At 70.8% G+C, this 15,154-nt stretch carries 17 protein-coding genes; 11 read left to right on the top strand and 6 right to left on the bottom strand.

The annotated features are described in order from the left end of the window. Positions 1-789 precede the first annotated feature (789 nt). A complete protein-coding gene (locus VF330_RS17370; RefSeq protein ID WP_330852648.1) occupies positions 790-1,545 on the bottom strand; it encodes a class I SAM-dependent methyltransferase in 756 nt (251 codons plus the stop codon). Between the two features lie 85 nt (positions 1,546-1,630). Between VF330_RS17370 and VF330_RS17365 the strand changes: the two genes are divergently transcribed. Further along, a complete protein-coding gene (locus VF330_RS17365) occupies positions 1,631-1,876 on the top strand; it encodes a hypothetical protein (protein WP_330852647.1) in 246 nt (81 codons plus the stop codon). Here VF330_RS17365 and VF330_RS17360 read toward each other — a convergent pair. Then, complete coding sequence (locus VF330_RS17360) at positions 1,873-2,232, bottom strand: VOC family protein (RefSeq protein WP_330852646.1); 360 nt, start codon at positions 2,230-2,232, stop codon at positions 1,873-1,875. The genes VF330_RS17365 and VF330_RS17360 overlap by 4 nt on opposite strands. Positions 2,233-2,366: 134 nt before the next feature. Here VF330_RS17360 and VF330_RS17355 point away from each other — a divergent pair, with 134 nt between their 5' ends. Continuing rightward, positions 2,367-4,109 carry a proline--tRNA ligase gene (locus tag VF330_RS17355; protein WP_330852645.1) on the top strand — a complete coding sequence of 581 codons (1,743 nt, stop codon included), beginning with the start codon at positions 2,367-2,369 and terminating at the stop codon, positions 4,107-4,109. Between the two features lie 62 nt (positions 4,110-4,171). On the opposite strand, the gene VF330_RS17350 is transcribed toward VF330_RS17355, so the two are convergent. Together VF330_RS17350 and VF330_RS17345 are read right to left on the bottom strand one after the other, a co-directional pair. Further along, positions 4,172-5,218 carry a hypothetical protein gene (locus tag VF330_RS17350; protein WP_330852644.1) on the bottom strand — a complete coding sequence of 349 codons (1,047 nt, stop codon included), beginning with the start codon at positions 5,216-5,218 and terminating at the stop codon, positions 4,172-4,174. Between the two features lie 55 nt (positions 5,219-5,273). Continuing rightward, positions 5,274-5,681 carry a YjbQ family protein gene (locus VF330_RS17345; RefSeq protein WP_330852643.1) on the bottom strand — a complete coding sequence of 136 codons (408 nt, stop codon included), beginning with the start codon at positions 5,679-5,681 and terminating at the stop codon, positions 5,274-5,276. 74 nt (positions 5,682-5,755) lie between these two features. On the opposite strand from VF330_RS17345, the gene VF330_RS17340 reads away from it, so the two are divergent. From VF330_RS17340 to VF330_RS17330, 3 genes are read left to right on the top strand one after another with little or no spacing between them, the layout of a single operon-like run. After that, on the top strand, positions 5,756-6,220 hold the full coding sequence (locus tag VF330_RS17340; RefSeq protein WP_330852642.1) for a DUF4442 domain-containing protein: 465 nt from the start codon (positions 5,756-5,758) through the stop codon (positions 6,218-6,220). Further along, on the top strand, positions 6,213-7,166 hold the full coding sequence (locus VF330_RS17335) for an aminotransferase class V-fold PLP-dependent enzyme (RefSeq protein ID WP_330852641.1): 954 nt from the start codon (positions 6,213-6,215) through the stop codon (positions 7,164-7,166). The genes VF330_RS17340 and VF330_RS17335 overlap by 8 nt, the downstream gene beginning before the upstream one ends. A gap of 55 nt (positions 7,167-7,221) precedes the next feature. Further along, positions 7,222-7,956 carry a hypothetical protein gene (locus VF330_RS17330; RefSeq protein ID WP_330852640.1) on the top strand — a complete coding sequence of 245 codons (735 nt, stop codon included), beginning with the start codon at positions 7,222-7,224 and terminating at the stop codon, positions 7,954-7,956. Here the strand turns inward: VF330_RS17330 and VF330_RS17325 are convergent. After that, positions 7,953-8,381: a ferritin-like domain-containing protein gene (locus VF330_RS17325; RefSeq protein WP_330852639.1), complete on the bottom strand. Its 429-nt coding sequence runs from the start codon at positions 8,379-8,381 to the stop codon at positions 7,953-7,955. The two genes, VF330_RS17330 and VF330_RS17325, sit on opposite strands and share 4 nt — an antisense overlap. Beyond that, complete coding sequence (locus VF330_RS17320) at positions 8,378-8,899, bottom strand: hypothetical protein (protein ID WP_330852638.1); 522 nt, start codon at positions 8,897-8,899, stop codon at positions 8,378-8,380. The genes VF330_RS17325 and VF330_RS17320 overlap by 4 nt, the downstream gene beginning before the upstream one ends. 58 nt (positions 8,900-8,957) lie before the next feature. Here VF330_RS17320 and rimP point away from each other — a divergent pair, with 58 nt between their 5' ends. From rimP to rbfA, 6 genes are all read left to right on the top strand, one after another. Continuing rightward, positions 8,958-9,482 (top strand): ribosome maturation factor RimP, encoded by a 525-nt coding sequence (rimP, locus tag VF330_RS17315; protein ID WP_330852637.1) that lies wholly within the window; start codon positions 8,958-8,960, stop codon positions 9,480-9,482. Continuing rightward, positions 9,479-10,492: a transcription termination factor NusA gene (gene nusA, locus VF330_RS17310; protein ID WP_330852636.1), complete on the top strand. Its 1,014-nt coding sequence runs from the start codon at positions 9,479-9,481 to the stop codon at positions 10,490-10,492. The genes rimP and nusA overlap by 4 nt, the downstream gene beginning before the upstream one ends. A 117-nt stretch (positions 10,493-10,609) precedes the next feature. After that, complete coding sequence (locus tag VF330_RS17305) at positions 10,610-10,852, top strand: YlxR family protein (protein WP_414675391.1); 243 nt, start codon at positions 10,610-10,612, stop codon at positions 10,850-10,852. Between the two features lie 87 nt (positions 10,853-10,939). Next, complete coding sequence (gene infB, locus VF330_RS17300) at positions 10,940-14,086, top strand: translation initiation factor IF-2 (RefSeq protein ID WP_330852635.1); 3,147 nt, start codon at positions 10,940-10,942, stop codon at positions 14,084-14,086. Positions 14,087-14,156: 70 nt separating this feature from the next. Beyond that, positions 14,157-14,453: a DUF503 domain-containing protein gene (locus VF330_RS17295; protein ID WP_191302959.1), complete on the top strand. Its 297-nt coding sequence runs from the start codon at positions 14,157-14,159 to the stop codon at positions 14,451-14,453. A 13-nt stretch (positions 14,454-14,466) separates the two neighbouring features. After that, the gene (gene rbfA / locus VF330_RS17290; protein ID WP_330852634.1) at positions 14,467-14,922 is read left to right on the top strand and encodes a 30S ribosome-binding factor RbfA; all 456 of its coding nucleotides are present in this window, start codon (positions 14,467-14,469) and stop codon (positions 14,920-14,922) included. Positions 14,923-15,154 lie beyond the last annotated feature (232 nt).

The raw sequence follows: 15,154 nt of genomic DNA, 5'->3' as shown, positions 1-15,154 counted from the left end.
GGACATCCGCGCCGCGCGCCGCAGCACTGACGAGCAACACCGACAGACGGTCGAAGGCCGCCTCCCCGCACTTCCGGGGGAGGCGGCCTTCGCCGTGTTCGGGGTGTGCGCCGGTGGGGGAGCGCACGGGCTGCGGAGGTGAGGCGCTGAGGAGGGCGCCGCTTCGCGGTGCGGTCGCAGGCGGCACTGTGCGGGGGAGGCGCCGCAGGGCGGGTCGGATTGTGAGGCGCCTGCCGTGTGCGCGAGGTGCCACGAGGTGGGGTGACCGAGGTGGGTCGCGAGGCGCGGAGGTGGGTTGCGTGGCGCTGCAGTGAGTGAAGGGCTTGCCGTGGGGGCGCGGGGCCTTTCAGTGCGGGTTGCGAGCCGCCTGCTGTGCGAGCGCGAGGCGCCACGGTGTGAGTTGCAGGCCGACACGGTGCGGGTTGAGAAGCGCCTGCCGTGCGGGTGCCCTGGGCCGCGGTACGGGTTGTGGGCCGCCGCTGTGTGGTTGCCGAGGTGCCTGCCGTGTGGGTGCGAGGCCCTGCGGTGGCGAGGTACCAACTGCTGTCGTTGTGGGTTGAGAAGCGCCTACCGCGCGGGTGCCCCGTACCGCGCGCGGTACGGGTTGCGAGCCGCCACGGCGTGGCTGTGGGGCGTCTGTCGTGCGCGTGCGAGGAGCCACGGCGGGCTTTGGCAGGCGCTGTGCGGTGCGCGTCGGTGCCCGCCGTGCCCACTGCCGCGTGGCCGCCGACCACCTCACCCGGAGGCGAGGCTGTCGGCGAACCTGGCCGGGCGCTCCCGGCTCGTCGGTCAGGGTGCCTGGAGCGTCAGGTAGGCCAGGCCGAGCGTGCCGCGCCAGCCGTGCAGGCGGTAGGTGCGGTGGGTGTCTGCCTTCGCCCTGACCCCGTCCGCGTGCGGGGAGTCCGGGTTGGCGCGCAGCCAGCGTTCCCAGGCGAGGCCGTGGCCGTTCTCGAAGACGTCCCACTCGTCGAGGTTCGCCTGTTCCACGCCCAGCATGCGGTAGCCGTGGATGTGCGCGAGGTCCACCAGGTCGGCCAGCGAGCTGTACTGGTTGCGCGGGATCGGCATGGCGGCCAGTTGCTCGTCGGTCGGCTCGCGTTCCCAGAAACCCTCGCCCAGCAACAGCTTTCCGCCGGGGCGCAGCAGGCCGCGCGCGGCTGTCAGGGCGTTCGCCGTGTGCTGCAACGGGTCTCCGCCCCACACCTGGCTGGCGCCGTTGACGACGACCGCGTCGAACGGGCCGTCCGGCCGGTACTGGGCCACGTCGCCCACGTGCAGGGTGACGCGCGCGGCGAGGCCCCGTGCGGTGGCGTTGGCCTGGCCGTGCGCGATGGCCGCGGCGTCGAGGTCCACGCCCGTGCCGGTGGCGGTGGGGTTGGCTTCCAGCACCCGCAGCAGGAACTCCGCCCAGCCGCAGCCCGCGTCGAACACGCGGGCGTCGTCCGGGAGGTCCAGCGAACGGATGAGGCGGGCCGCCCGCTCCTCGGACAGCGGTCCGTGGAACGTCAGGTCCTCGTGCGGCGGGGCGATCTCCGGTGTTGTCATCGCAGGCAGGATGGCGTTGGTCGCCGGTGCGGGCAACGCGTTATTCGGTTGTCGGGCCCATCACCTCCCCGTAGCTTCGATCGGCGTGGAACTCGTGCGGCGCTCGCTCACGACAGCGGACACCTCAGCGGTGGCCGCGCTCCACCACGCGGCCGAAACGGCCGACGACTCGCCGGCGGCCGGCGGACTCAGGAAAGCCCGCGAGAAAACCGTTGGCGCACAACGCATCCGGCTGAGCCACGGCGTGTCCACCGAGTTCGGCGCGGAACGCCACTTCCACGACCTGGAGGTGGCACTGGGCGAGTCACTCGCCCAGTGCCCGGGGCACTAGAGCTCCTCGCCCGCCTGGCCGACGCAGAACTCGTTGCCGTCCGGGTCGGCCACCACCGACCAGACCAGCCCGGGGACGCTGTGCACCGCGACCTCGGAGGCACCTAAGCCGACCAGCCGCGCGACCTCGGCCCTGCGGTCCGGCACGTGCGCGTCGAAGTGGACGCGGTTCTTGCCCGGCGTCGAGTCCGGCACCTGCTGGATGCCGACGGCGGGGGCGCCCTCGGCGTTCGGTGCGAGGACGATGAACTCGCCCCAGTCGTTCTGGACCGTGGTGCCGAGGGCGGCCGTCCAGAACTCCGCGAGCTTGCGGGCGTCGCCGGTGTCGATCGTGATCATCGCGATGGTCAGGGGCATGGGAGAGACGCTACCCAGGGGGTCTGACAGTTTTCGGAAGTGCAGGTCAAGGGCGGTGCGAGCCGCCGCCGCGAAGCAACCGCCGGGGCAACCAGTAGGCTGCCCCGACAGCCCGTGAACGAGGAGTACCCACCGTGATCACCAGGATGTCGTCGTTGTTCCTGCGCACTCTTCGCGAGGACCCGGCCGACGCCGAAGTGCCCAGCCACAAGCTGCTGGTGCGCGCCGGCTACGTCCGTCGCGTCGCGCCGGGCGGGTACTCCTGGCTGCCGCTGGGACTCCGGGTCCTGCGCAACATCGAGGCCGTCGTCCGCGAGGAGATGGACGCGTTCGGCGCGCAGGAGATCCAGTTCCCCGCCCTGCTGCCCAAGGAGCCCTACGAGGCGACCAACCGGTGGGAGGAGTACGGGCCCAACATCTTCCGGCTCAAGGACCGCAAGGGCGCCGACTACCTGCTCGGCCCCACGCACGAGGAGCTCTTCACGCTCACCGTGAAGGGCGAGTACAGCTCGTACAAGGACTACCCGGTCACGCTCTACCAGATCCAGACCAAGTACCGCGACGAGGCGCGTCCCCGCGCGGGCATCCTGCGCGGCCGCGAGTTCCTGATGAAGGACTCGTACTCGTTCGACCTCACCGACGAGGGCCTGAGCCAGTCCTACCGGGACCACCGCGACGCCTACATCCGCATCTTCGACCGCCTCGGCCTCGACTACGTCGTCGTGTCGGCCACGTCCGGCGCGATGGGCGGCTCGGCGTCCGAGGAGTTCCTCGCCGTCGCCGAGACGGGTGAGGACACCTTCGTGCGCAGCACGGAGTCCGGCTACGCGGCGAACGTCGAGGCCGTAGCCACGCCCGTGCCCGCCGAGCAGCCGATCGACGACAAGCCCGCCGCGCAGGTGCACCACACGCCGGGCACGCCCACCATCGAGACGCTGGTGGACTTCCTCAACGCCAACACCGACCGCAAGTTCACGGCGGCCGACACGCTGAAGAACGTCCTGGTCAAGCTCCGCCACCCCGGCAAGGAGTGGGAGCTGCTCGCCGTGGCCGTCCCCGGCGACCGCGAGGTCGACTTCAAGCGCCTCGAGGCCGCGATGGAGCCCGCCGAGGTCGCGATGGTCGACGAGGCCGACTTCGCCAAGAACTCGTTCCTGGTCAAGGGCTACATCGGTCCGGGCGCGATCCAGTCGAACGGCATCCGCTTCCTCGCCGACCCCCGCGTCGTCAAGGGCACCGCGTGGGTCACCGGCGCGGACAAGGCCGACCACCACGTCGTCGACCTGGTGGTGGGCCGCGACTTCACGCCCGACGGCGTCATCGACGTCGCCGAGGTCCGTGAAGGCGACGCGTCGCCGGACGGCAAGGGCGTTCTCGTCGCCGCGCGCGGCATCGAGATCGGCCACATCTTCCAGCTGGGCCGCAAGTACGCGGACGCGTTCTCGCTCGACGCCCTCGGCCCGGACTCCAAGCCCGTGCGCATCACGATGGGCTCGTACGGCATCGGAGTCTCGCGGCTCGTCGCGGCCATCGCCGAGCAGTCGCACGACGACCGCGGCCTGATCTGGCCCCGCAACGTCGCGCCCGCGGACGTGCACGTCGTCGTGGCGGGCAAGGACGAGGCGCTGCTGCAGGCCGGTGAGGACTTCGCGAAGCAGCTCAGCGGCTCCGGCCTCAAGGTGCTGCTGGACGACCGCAAGGCGAGCCCCGGCGTGAAGTTCGCGGACGCCGAGCTCGTCGGCGTCCCGACGATCCTCGTGGTCGGCCGCGGCCTCAAGGACGGCGTCGTCGAGGTCAAGGACCGCAGGTCCGGCGAGCGCGCCGACGTGCCGGTCGCCGAGGTCGTCGAGCACCTCGTGAACGTCGTGCGCGGCTGACAGGAGCGAAACGAAAGCCGGGTGGGCCGCGGCCCACCCGGCTTTCGCGTGTCAGAGGCGCGTCAGGTGGTCGGCACCAGCGAGTCGACGATCTTCTGCAGGTCCGACTCCTTGAGCAGCGGCGGGTTCGTGCCGCCATCGCCGCCCTCCAGGTCGCCGTTCACGACCAGCACGTGCAGCTTGCTGCTGCCGTTGAGCACGACGACCTTCAGCATTCCCTTGCTCGCCAGGCACTTGTTGCCGGACTGCGTGACGGTCGCGTCGACCTGCACGCCCTCGACGACGACCTTCTTGCCGTCCTTCTGGGTGTGCTGGATCTTCACGGGCTTGGGCTGCGTCACGTCGATCTTCGGGGTGCCGCCCGACGAGTAGTACTGCGCCGAGATCGCCTTCGTGAAGTCGGTCGCGGTCTGGTTGATGTCACCCTTCGGCAGCAGCGCGCCGCCGTTGGTGCCCTTGGTGAACGGCTTGCCCTCGCAGTTGTAGTCGCCGTACGAGGTGACACCGGTCAGCGCGACGCCCTCGAACTTCTCCACCGGGATGCTGGCGTCCACGATGTCCCACGAGTTCGGGACCTCGTAGTTGTAGCCGAGCGACGTCTTCACGCACTGCACGCCCTCGGTCTTCGTGCACCCGTCAGCGGGCTGCGGTGAGGACGACGTGGTGGACGGCGACGACGAGGTGGTGGTGCCGCCCTGCGCGTTCGGGTCCTCCTGGGAACCCGAGAGCAGGAACCAGGTCAGACCACCGCCGACGAGCAGCACCAGCACGACGGCGCCGAGCACCAGCCACAGGGTCTTCCTGTTCTTCGGCGGCTCGTCGTCGAAACCGCCGTACACGCCCAGGCCGCCGTAACCGCCCTGGCCCTGCTGCGGGAAGCCGCCCTGCGGGGTGTTGTAGCCGCCCTGCTGCGGGTACTGGCCCTGCTGCGGGTACTGACCCTGGGGGTACTGACCCTGACCCTGTTGCGGGTACTGGCCCTGCTGGGGGAAGCCGCCCGTCTGCGGGTAGCCGCCGCCCTGGTAGTTCCCGCTGGGGAAGTCCCCCTGCTGCTGGCCCCAGCCCTGCTGGTCGTTCCAGCCGCCCTGTCCGCCACCTGGGTACGTCACGGGCAAACGGTACCCCGAAGGTCTGACAGCCCCCACGACGTCCTGGGACGGGGCCCTAGCCGGCGAGGAAGCTCAGGCGGACGGTGCGGACCGGGTTGTCGACGTTGGTGTCGACGAGGCAGATCGACTGCCAGGTGCCGAGCGTCAGCACACCGCCCAGCACCGGGATCGTCGCGTAGGGCGGCACCAGCGCGGGCAGCACGTGGTCGCGGCCGTGGCCGGGAGTGCCGTGCCGGTGCCGCCACCGCACGTCGCGCGGCAGGATGCGCTCCAACGCGGTGAGCAGGTCGTCGTCACTGCCCGCGCCCGTCTCGATGACGGCGACACCCGCGGTCGCGTGCGGCACCCACACGTGCAGCAGGCCGTCGCCGGTCTCGTCCTCGAGGAACCGCTGGCACTCCCGCGTGAGGTCGTGGACGACCTCCTCGGCGCCGGTGCGGACCTGGATCTCCTCGCTGCGCATGACAGGAGATCTTACGAACACGTCACACCACGTCGCCGGGAGAAAGCCGCCGACGTTGTGTAACACTGTTTTTTATGAGGGCAAGCCGCCTGCGCCTCGGGATGAACCTGTGGCCGCCGTTCCTGTTCGCCGGCATCCGCGTCGAGGAGATCTCGCCGGACTACCGGTACGCGCGCGTGCGGATGCGTCTGCGTCCGTGGAACCGCAACTTCTTCGGCACCCACTTCGGCGGCTCGCTGTTCGCGATGACCGACCCGTTCTGGGTGTTGCTGCTGTTCAACCAGCTCAAGGGCGAGCACGTGGTGTGGGACAGGGCCGGCGAGATCGAGTTCGTCGCGCCCGGCCGCGGCACCGTGACCGCGGAGTTCCGGCTCACCGACTCCCACGTCGAGCAGGTGCTGGAGCAGACCGGCACGGGCGCGAAGGCGCTGATCTGGTTCGACACGGACGTCGTCGGGCAGGATGGGGCCGTGGTCGCAAAGGTGCGGAAGCAGGTCTACGCGAGGCGCAAGCCCGGCAAGCGGCTCGCGCATGCGTGAGGCCTTCGGGGCGGTCTTCGACGTCGAGCCCGGTTACCTGAACACGGCGTCCATCGGCGTGCCCCCGCGGCACGTCGCCGACGCGGTCGCGGCCGCCCACGTGCGGTGGCGGCGCGGCCAGGACACGTCGTCGGCCTTCACCGAGGCCGTCGAGACGTCCAGGGCCGGGTTCGGGAAGCTCGTCGGGGTGCCCGCGACGTCGGTCGCGTGCGGCGCCACGGTCTCGCAGTTCGTCTCGCTCGTCGCCCAGGCGCTGCCGGCCGGGTCGAAGGTCTTCGTGTCACCCGGCGAGTTCACCAGCGTCTCGCTGCCGTTCGTCGCGGCGGGGCACGAGATCGTGTCCACAGTGGACGAGTGCGACCTCGTCGCCGTGAGCGTCGTCCAGTCCGCCGACGGCGCGGTCGCGGACCTCGAAGCGCTGCGGGAGTCCGGGAAACCGGTGCTGCTGGACGTGTCGCAGGCGGCCGGGTGGATGCCGTTGTCGTTGGCGTGGGCCGATTTCGTCGTCGGCGTGGCGTACAAGTGGCTGATGTCGCCGCGAGGCGCCGCCTGGATGGCCGTGCGTCCCGACCGGACGGACTTCCTGCGGCCCGTGGCGGCGAACTGGTACAGCACCGGCGAGAACTACGGCACCGAACTGCTGCTGCGCCCGGACGCACGGCGGTTCGACCTCTCGCCGACGTGGATCTCGCACGTCGGCGCGGCCGTGGCGTTGCCGTGGGTGGCCTCTTTGGACCTCGACGCGGTGCGCGCGCACTGCGTCGGGCTGACCGACCGCCTCCTCAGTAGACTCGGCCTCCCGCCCACCGGGTCGGCGATCGTCTCGGTGGCCGCACCGGCCGTGGAGGGCGTCGTCTCGTCGGTCCGCGCAGGTCGCACGCGGTTCGCATGTCACATGTACAACACGATCGAGGACGTTGATCGGGTGCTCGAAGCGCTCACCTGACTGCCGTCCGTTACCGTTGGTCCTTGTGTCGGATCCACGTCAGTCACCTGAAGAGGTGACACAGAACCTGCCTCGCTTCCCACCGAGGCCGACCGACACCGCGCCGCTCTACCCGGCCGACGAGCTGCAGAAGCTCCAGTCGATCATGGACAACCGCCAGGGGCAGCCCATGCCCGCGCCGCCTCCCGCACCCCCGCGCAAGACCACGTGGGTCGGCAAGGCACTGGCACTCGTCGGCGTCGCGGTGGTGTCGGGTTTCGTGTGGTGGGTGTTGCAGCCGTCGGACCCGGTGGACCAGCCGATCTCGCAACCGCAGAAGACCGCGGGGGAGTTCGAGTTCACCACCGTGGCGCAGCTGCCGGAGCCGGTGAAGGACAGCGACTGCGCCGCCCACGCGGGTGGCCAGACGCAGACCTTCCTGAAATCCACGCCGTGCCTGCAGCTGACCCGTGCGTTCTACACGGCGAAACTGCCCGACGGGCGCGTCGTGTACTCGTCGGTGTCCGTGGTCAAGATGCGCACGGCGGACGAGGCGCGGCAGCTGCGGGAGCTCACCCAGAAGGACGGCACCGGCAACGTGAAGGACCTCGTCCTGGACAAGGCCATCAGCGTGCCGCCGCTCACCACGCTGGCCAACGGCGGGTACGCCTCCGAGCAGCGCGACCAGGAGGTCGTGATCGTCGAGTCGGACTCGCCGGTCAAGGGCGCCGACGCCCTCGCGCACAACAAGGAGATGAAGAAGGTCTCCGCGGACGCGATCAGGCTCGCGTCCAGCTTCCCGACGAGCTAGCCCGACGCGACGCCCGGCATCGTGATCGATGCCGGGTTCGTGCCGGCCACCCTGCGCCACCGCGTCGCCCGCACCGCCGCCGCCGTCAGCGACTCCAGCGCCGACGTCCGCAGGGCCGAGTCGTCGGTCCGCTCCAGCACACCCCGCCACGCGGCGCAGGTGTCCTGCTCCACGGCGACCAGCGCCGCCAGCGCCGACGGCGCGTCCGAGACGGGCGACGGCGGCAGGTAGGCCGCGGCGGGCGGGGTCGGCGTCGCGCCGTGGTCCCGCAGCCACCGCTCGGTCACGTCGCGCCGCGCCCGGTGCGCGTTCGAGCCCTCCGCGACGGCCGCCGCCTGGCTGCCCAGGAACGCCGACACGAGGCCGTAGGTCCACAACGCCGCGTGCTCGGTCCCGAGCGCGGTCTGGACGGCGTCGGTGTTCACGCGAGCACCTCCCGCAGCGAGGCGCAGCCCGCCGCCACCGAGCCGACGAGACCGGCGCGGTAGGAGGGCAGCGAGGCCACCAGGGCCGAGGCGTCGCGCACGGCGTCGTCGAGCGCGGTCCGCATCGCCGCCAGCGGGTCGGGAGGCGTGGGCGGGGAGGTCGGGGCGGGCGGGACCGTCGAGGACGACGGCGGGCGCTCGCGGTCCACCTCCGCCTGCAGCAGGGTGGCGTGCGTCTCACGGGCCTTCGCGATCTCCGCGGCCGCGGGGGTGGTCAGCGTCTGGGCCAGCTTGGCGTCCGCACGCGCCTGCGCGGCGAGGGCCGACAGCGGGTCGGGAGGCGGCGGCGGAGCGGGCTCTGAGGTGCACGCCACGGCGAGCGGTGCGGCGGCCACCGCGAGCAGCACACGGCGGCGGCTGACCGTTTCGGAGATCACGCGACCCCATATTGCCAGCACCCCCGCGAGGACGTGGGGGCGCGGTGGGAGCCCGGCGAACGAGATAGTCTGGTCGTCCACGGCCGCCGAAACACCGTCGGCCGGGGTTTCCATGCGTTCGAACTGAAGGAGTCACCACGTGTCCAGCCCGCCGCGCGGAGAGCTTTCCGCGCAGCTAGCACCCGTTGTGCGGGAAGCTCTCGAGGCCGCCGGCTTCGACCTCGACGCGCTCGACGTGAATCAGGCTGGGCGCCGCCGTCTGGTCAAGGTCGTCGTGGACGGCGAGGACGGCATCGGGCTCGACGAGGTCGCCGAGGCGAGTCGCGTGGTGTCCGCCGCGCTCGACGAGCACGACCACATCATCAACGGGCCGTACACCCTCGAGGTCACCTCGCCGGGTGTCGACCGCCCGCTCACCCGCCCGCGCCACTGGAAGCGCGCGCACCTGCGTCTCGTGAAGGTCAAGCAGCCCGAACAGGCCGAGTGGTTCGGCCGGGTCGGCGAGTGCGACGAGACCGGGGTCGAGCTGCTGCACCAGGGCGAGCTGCGGCGCGTGGAGTACCGCCACATCGAACGCGCGGTCATGGAGATCGAGTTCAAGCAGCCGCCGGTCGAGGAACTGGCTCGGCTCACTCGCAGAGCACCGGAGGAGGAGCCGAGGTGAACGTCGACATCGCCGCCCTGAGGGCGATCGAACGTGAAAAGGACATCCCCTTCGAGACGGTCCTGGAGGCGATCGAGTCAGCGCTGCTGACCGCCTACAAGCACACCGAAGGGCACGCGACGCACTCGCGCGTGGAGATCGACCGCAAGACCGGGGTCGTGCGCGTGCTCGCGCAGGACCTGGGGCCGGACGGCGTCGTCCAGGAGGAGTGGGACGACACCCCGGAGGGCTTCGGCCGCATCGCCGCGACCACGGCGCGCCAGGTCATCCTGCAGCGCCTGCGCGACGCCGAGCACGAGCGCACGTTCGGCGAGTTCGCCGCCAAGGAGGGCGAGATCATCGCCGGCGTCGTGCAGCGCGACGCCCGCGCGAACGCCCGCGGCATGGTCGTCGTCCAGGTGGGGGACACCGAGGGCGTGCTGCCGCCGGCGGAGCAGGTGCCGGGCGAGCAGTACAACCACGGCGAGCGCATCAAGTGCTACGTCGTGAGCGTGTCCCGCGGCGCCCGCGGACCGCAGATCGCCCTCTCGCGCACGCACCCGAACCTCGTCCGGCGGCTGTTCGCCCTCGAGGTCCCGGAGATCGCGGACGGCACCGTGGAGATCCCCGCGGTGGCACGTGAGGCAGGTCACCGTTCGAAGATCGCGGTGAAATCAACGGTTGCCGGAGTGAACGCCAAGGGCGCCTGCATCGGCCCGATGGGCGCCCGTGTGCGCAACGTCATGCACGAGCTCGGTGGCGAGAAGATCGACATCATCGACCACTCGGACGACCCCGCCACTTTCGTCGGGAATGCTTTGTCACCAGCCAAGGTTGTGTCCGTGCGGGTGCTCGACGAGAGGGCCAAGACGGCCCGTGTCGTGGTGCCCGACTTCCAGCTGTCGCTGGCGATCGGCAAGGAGGGGCAGAACGCCCGCCTGGCCGCCCGTCTGACCGGCTGGCGCATCGACATCCGCAGCGACGCGGAGTCGCCGGCCGCCGGTGCGGTCACATCCAGTTCGGCTGAATGAGCTCCAGGGGATAGAATTATCAACGGTTCAACGCCGGGAGCGGTCTCCCAGCACATCGGCCCTGTTCGTACGTGCATCGGGTGCCGCACACGGACGTTGCCGTCTGAGCTGCTGCGTGTGGTCGCGGTGGACGGTTCGGTGGTTCCGGACCTCCGTCGGCGGCTTCCTGGTCGGGGTGCTTGGTTGCATTTCGATCTCGAATGTCTCCGCAACGCCGAGCGGCGACGGGCGTTCTCGCGGGCCTTGAAGGTCCAGGGAGTGCTCGACGTCGCTTTGTTGCGCGAGCACGTGGAGCAGAACACGACCTCGGGACAGCCCTGTGGTCAGCAGGAAACAAGGAAGCAGGTCGACCCGTCATGAGTCAGCCGTGAAGCTGAAGACATGAACGCGCGACGTTAAGACGAGGTCGATGGGACTTGCCCGCCGGCCTCACGACTTAGGAGAGCAGTGGCAGGCAAGGCCCGCGTGCACGAGCTCGCGAAAGAGCTCGGTGTTACGAGCAAGGAAGTTCTGAACAAGCTCGCCGAACAAGGCGAATACGTGAAGTCCGCGTCGTCCACCGTCGAGGCCCCCGTGGCCCGGCGGCTCCGTGACGCCTACGAAGCCAAGTCTTCGAAGCCGGCTCCCAAGCCGTCCGCTCCGAAGCCGAAGGCACCCGCACCCGCTGCTGCCGCAGCGCCCGCCGCACCGGCGGAGCCGAAGCCGGCAGCCGACCGGCCCGCGGTCCCGAAGGCCTTCCCCGGCCCGAAGCCCGCAGCCCCGCGTCCGCCGGCACCCAAGCCCGCTCCGGCAGCTCCTGCCGCGCAGGCCCCCGCCGCGTCCGCACCCTCGCAGCCCTCGGCTCCGGCCGCCGCACCGGCTCCCGCCGCGTCGGCACCGGCCGCTCCGAAGGCCGTTCCGGCTCCCGGCGGCAAGCCGGGTGGCCCGCGTCCGGGCCCGCGCCCGGCTCCGCAGCAGCAGCCCCAGCAGCCGCAGGCCCCGGCCGCGTCCGCTGGTCAGTCCCCGTCCGTGGTGCCGCCGCGCCCGCAGTCTCCCAAGCCTGCCGGCCCGCGTGCCCCGCGTCCGGGCAACAACCCGTTCGGCGTCGGTGGCGGCAACGCCCCCTCGCCGCGTCCGGGGCCCCGTCCCGGCCCGCGTCCGGAGCAGGGCGGCGGCGACCGTCCGACCGGTCCGAAGCCCGGCGACCCCCGTCCGGCCGGTCCCCGTCCGGCGGCTGCCCAGGGTGGCGGCCGTCCCGGTCCCGGTGGCCAGGGCGGTCCCCGTCCGGCTCCGGGTCAGGGTGGCCCGCGTCCGGCTCCCGGCCAGGGCGGTCCTCGCCCGAACCCGGGCAACATGCCCCCGCGGCCGAACCCCGGCATGATGCCGGGCAACCGTCCCGCCGGTAACCGTCCCGGCCCTGGTGGCGGCGGTGGCCGTCCCGGTGGCGGTGGCGGTGGCGGCGGTCGTCCCGGTGGGGGCGGCGGCGGTGGCGGCTTCCGCGGTGGCGGCGGCGGAGGCGGTGGCTTCCGCGGCGGTGGCGGCGGTGGCGGTGGCGGTGGCTTCCGTCCCGGTGGTGGCGGCGGCGCTGGTGGCGGATTCCGCCCCGGTGGCGGCGCCGGCGGCGGTGCACCCGCCGGTGGCGGCGGTTTCCGCGGTCGTCCCGGTGGTGGCGGCGGCGCCGGTCGCGGCGGTACCGCCGGTGCCTTCGGTCGTCCGGGTGGTCCGGCGCGTCGTGGACGCAAGTCCAAGCGGCAGAAGCGCCAGGAGTACATGGACAACATGCAGGCGCCTTCGGTCGGTGGCGTCCGCCTGCCCAAGGGCAGTGGCGAGACGATCCGCCTGCCGCGCGGTGCCTCGCTGACCGACTTCGCCGACAAGATCAACGCCAACCCGGCGTCGCTCGTGCAGGTGCTCTTCCACCTGGGCGAGATGGTCACGGCGACGCAGTCGGTGTCCGACGAGATCCTCGAGCTCCTCGGCACCGAGATGAACTACGTCGTGCAGGTCGTGTCCCCCGAGGAGGAGGACCGCGAGCTGCTCGAGACGTTCGACATCACCTACGGCGAGGACGCCGGTGACGAGGACGACCTGCAGGTCCGCCCGCCGGTCGTGACCGTCATGGGTCACGTCGACCACGGTAAGACCCGACTCCTCGACACCATCCGCAAGGCGAAGGTGCACGAGGGCGAGGCCGGTGGCATCACCCAGCACATCGGCGCGTACCAGGTGCAGACCGAGCTCGAGGGCAACCCGCGGCTCATCACCTTCATCGACACCCCGGGTCACGAGGCGTTCACCGCCATGCGTGCCCGTGGTGCGAACGCGACCGACATCGCGGTCATCGTCGTCGCAGCCGACGACGGCGTGATGCCGCAGACCGTGGAGGCCATCAACCACGCGCAGGCCGCTCAGGCGCCGATCGTGGTCGCGGTCAACAAGATCGACAAGGAGGGTGCGAACCCCTCCAAGATCCGTCAGCAGCTGACGGAGTACGGCCTCGTCGCCGAGGAGTACGGCGGCGACACGATGTTCGTCGACATCTCGGCCAAGCAGGGCATCAACATCGACAGCCTCCTCGAGGCCATCCTGTTGACCGCCGACGCTTCGCTGGACCTCCGGGCCAACCCGGACATGGAGGCCCAGGGTGTCGCGATCGAGGCGCACCTCGACCGCGGTCGTGGTCCGGTCGCCACCGTTCTCGTCCAGCGCGGATCGCTCCGCGTCGGCTCCTCGATCGTCGCGGGTGACGCGTACGGTCGCGTGCGCCGCATGGTCGACGAGCACGGCGACGACGTCACCGTCGCGACCCCGTCGCGTCCGGTGCAGGTGATCGGTCTGACGTCGGTGCCGCGTGCAGGCGACTCGTTCCTCGTCGTCGACGAGGACCGCGTGGCCCGCCAGATCGCCGAGCGTCGCCAGGCCCGCACGCGCAACGCGATGAACGCCGCGAAGCGCAAGCGCGTCAGCCTGGAGGACCTGGACGCCGCGCTGAAGGAGACCAGCCAGCTCACCTTGATCATCAAGGGTGACAACTCGGGTACCGTCGAGGCCCTCGAGGACGCGCTCATGAAGATCGAGGTCGGCGACGACGTCGAACTGCGCGTGGTCCACCGCGGTGTCGGTGGCATCACCGAAGGCGACATCAACCTCGCCGTGGCCTCCTCCGCCATCGTCCTGGGCTTCAACGTCCGGGCCGAGGGCAAGGCGACCGAGCTCGCGAACCGCGAGGGCATCGACGTCCGCTACTACACGGTCATCTACCAGGCGATCGACGAGATCGAGGCGGCCCTCAAGGGTCTCCTCAAGCCGGAGTACGAAGAGGTCCAGCTCGGCCGCGCCGAGATCCGCGACGTCTTCAAGTCCTCCAAGGTCGGCACGATCGCGGGTTGCATGGTCCTGTCGGGCGAGATCCGCCGCAACGCCAGGGCGCGCCTGCTCCGCGACGGCAAGGTGATCGCGGAGAACCTCCCGATCAGCTCGCTCAAGCGGTTCAAGGACGACGCCACCGAGGTCCGCGAAGGTTTCGAGTGTGGTCTCACGCTCGGCAACTACAGCGACCTCAAGCTGGAAGACGTCATCGAGACCTACGAGATGCGCGAGAAGCCGCGCGCCTAGTCGGTCGACGGGGGTGCGGAGCCGCTTTAACCGGTGGCTCCGCACCCCTTTCTTCTGGAGGATCTCGTCCATGTACGTGGGTGCTCTGGAACTGGACGTGTTGCTCGGTGACGTCCACTCGTTGAAGGAGAAGCGTTCGGTGGTGCGGCCCGTCGTGGCCGAGCTGCGCAAGCGCTTCGAGGTCGCCGCGTCCGAGGCGGGTCACCAGGACCTGCACCGGCGCGCGCTGATCGGTGTGGCCGCGGTCTCCGCCGACGCGGCGCATGTCAGGGACGTCCTGGCCGGCTGTGAAAGGCTGGTCGCGGGACGTCCCGAACTGGAACTGCTCTCCGCCCGGACGCGACTCGTCGGGCCGGAGGACGACTAGGAAGGGGAGGCTCGTGGCCGACACGGCACGTGCCCGCAAGCTCGCCAAGCGGATCTCGCAGATCGTCGCGTCCGCTCTGGAGCACGAGGTCAAGGACCCCCGGCTCGCGAGGGTCACGATCACCGACACGAAGGTGACCGGCGACCTGCACGACGCGACCGTGTACTACACCGTCCTCGGTGAGCGGCTGGACGTCGAGCCCGACTACGTCGGCGCGGCCGCCGCTCTCGAGAAGGCCAAGGGGGTGTTGCGGTCCATGGTCGGAGCTCAGACCGGGGTGCGGTTCACGCCCACCCTGACGTTCATGACCGACACCGTTCCCGACACCGCCCGGAAGATGGACGAGCTGCTGGCCAAGGCCCAGGCCGCCGACGCCGAGGTGGCTCGGTTGGCGGTGGGGGCTTCTCCCGCTGGGGAGGCCGATCCTTACAAGGCTCCTCGTGAGGACGACGAGTCCGACGAGGACTGAGTTTGTTGTTGGTTCTGTTGGGTGGGTTGGTTCTGTTTCAGGCGCGGGGCTCCGCCCCGGACCCCGCCAATCTGATCAAGAACCGGGCCGGCGCCGCGGGCGGGTAGATGGCACGCCTGTTGCGTTGGGCGGCTTGCTGTTGCGTTGCCTGGTTGCGTTGGTGGGGTGGTTCCGTCACGAGCCGCGCCAGAGCGGGCCACACGCGAAGAGGGGTGTCAACTCGGCGAAAAGC

This window comes from Lentzea sp. (assembly GCF_036380075.1).
Lineage (GTDB): Bacteria > Actinomycetota > Actinomycetes > Mycobacteriales > Pseudonocardiaceae > Lentzea.
This window is presented reverse-complemented; position numbering and strand designations above follow the sequence as displayed.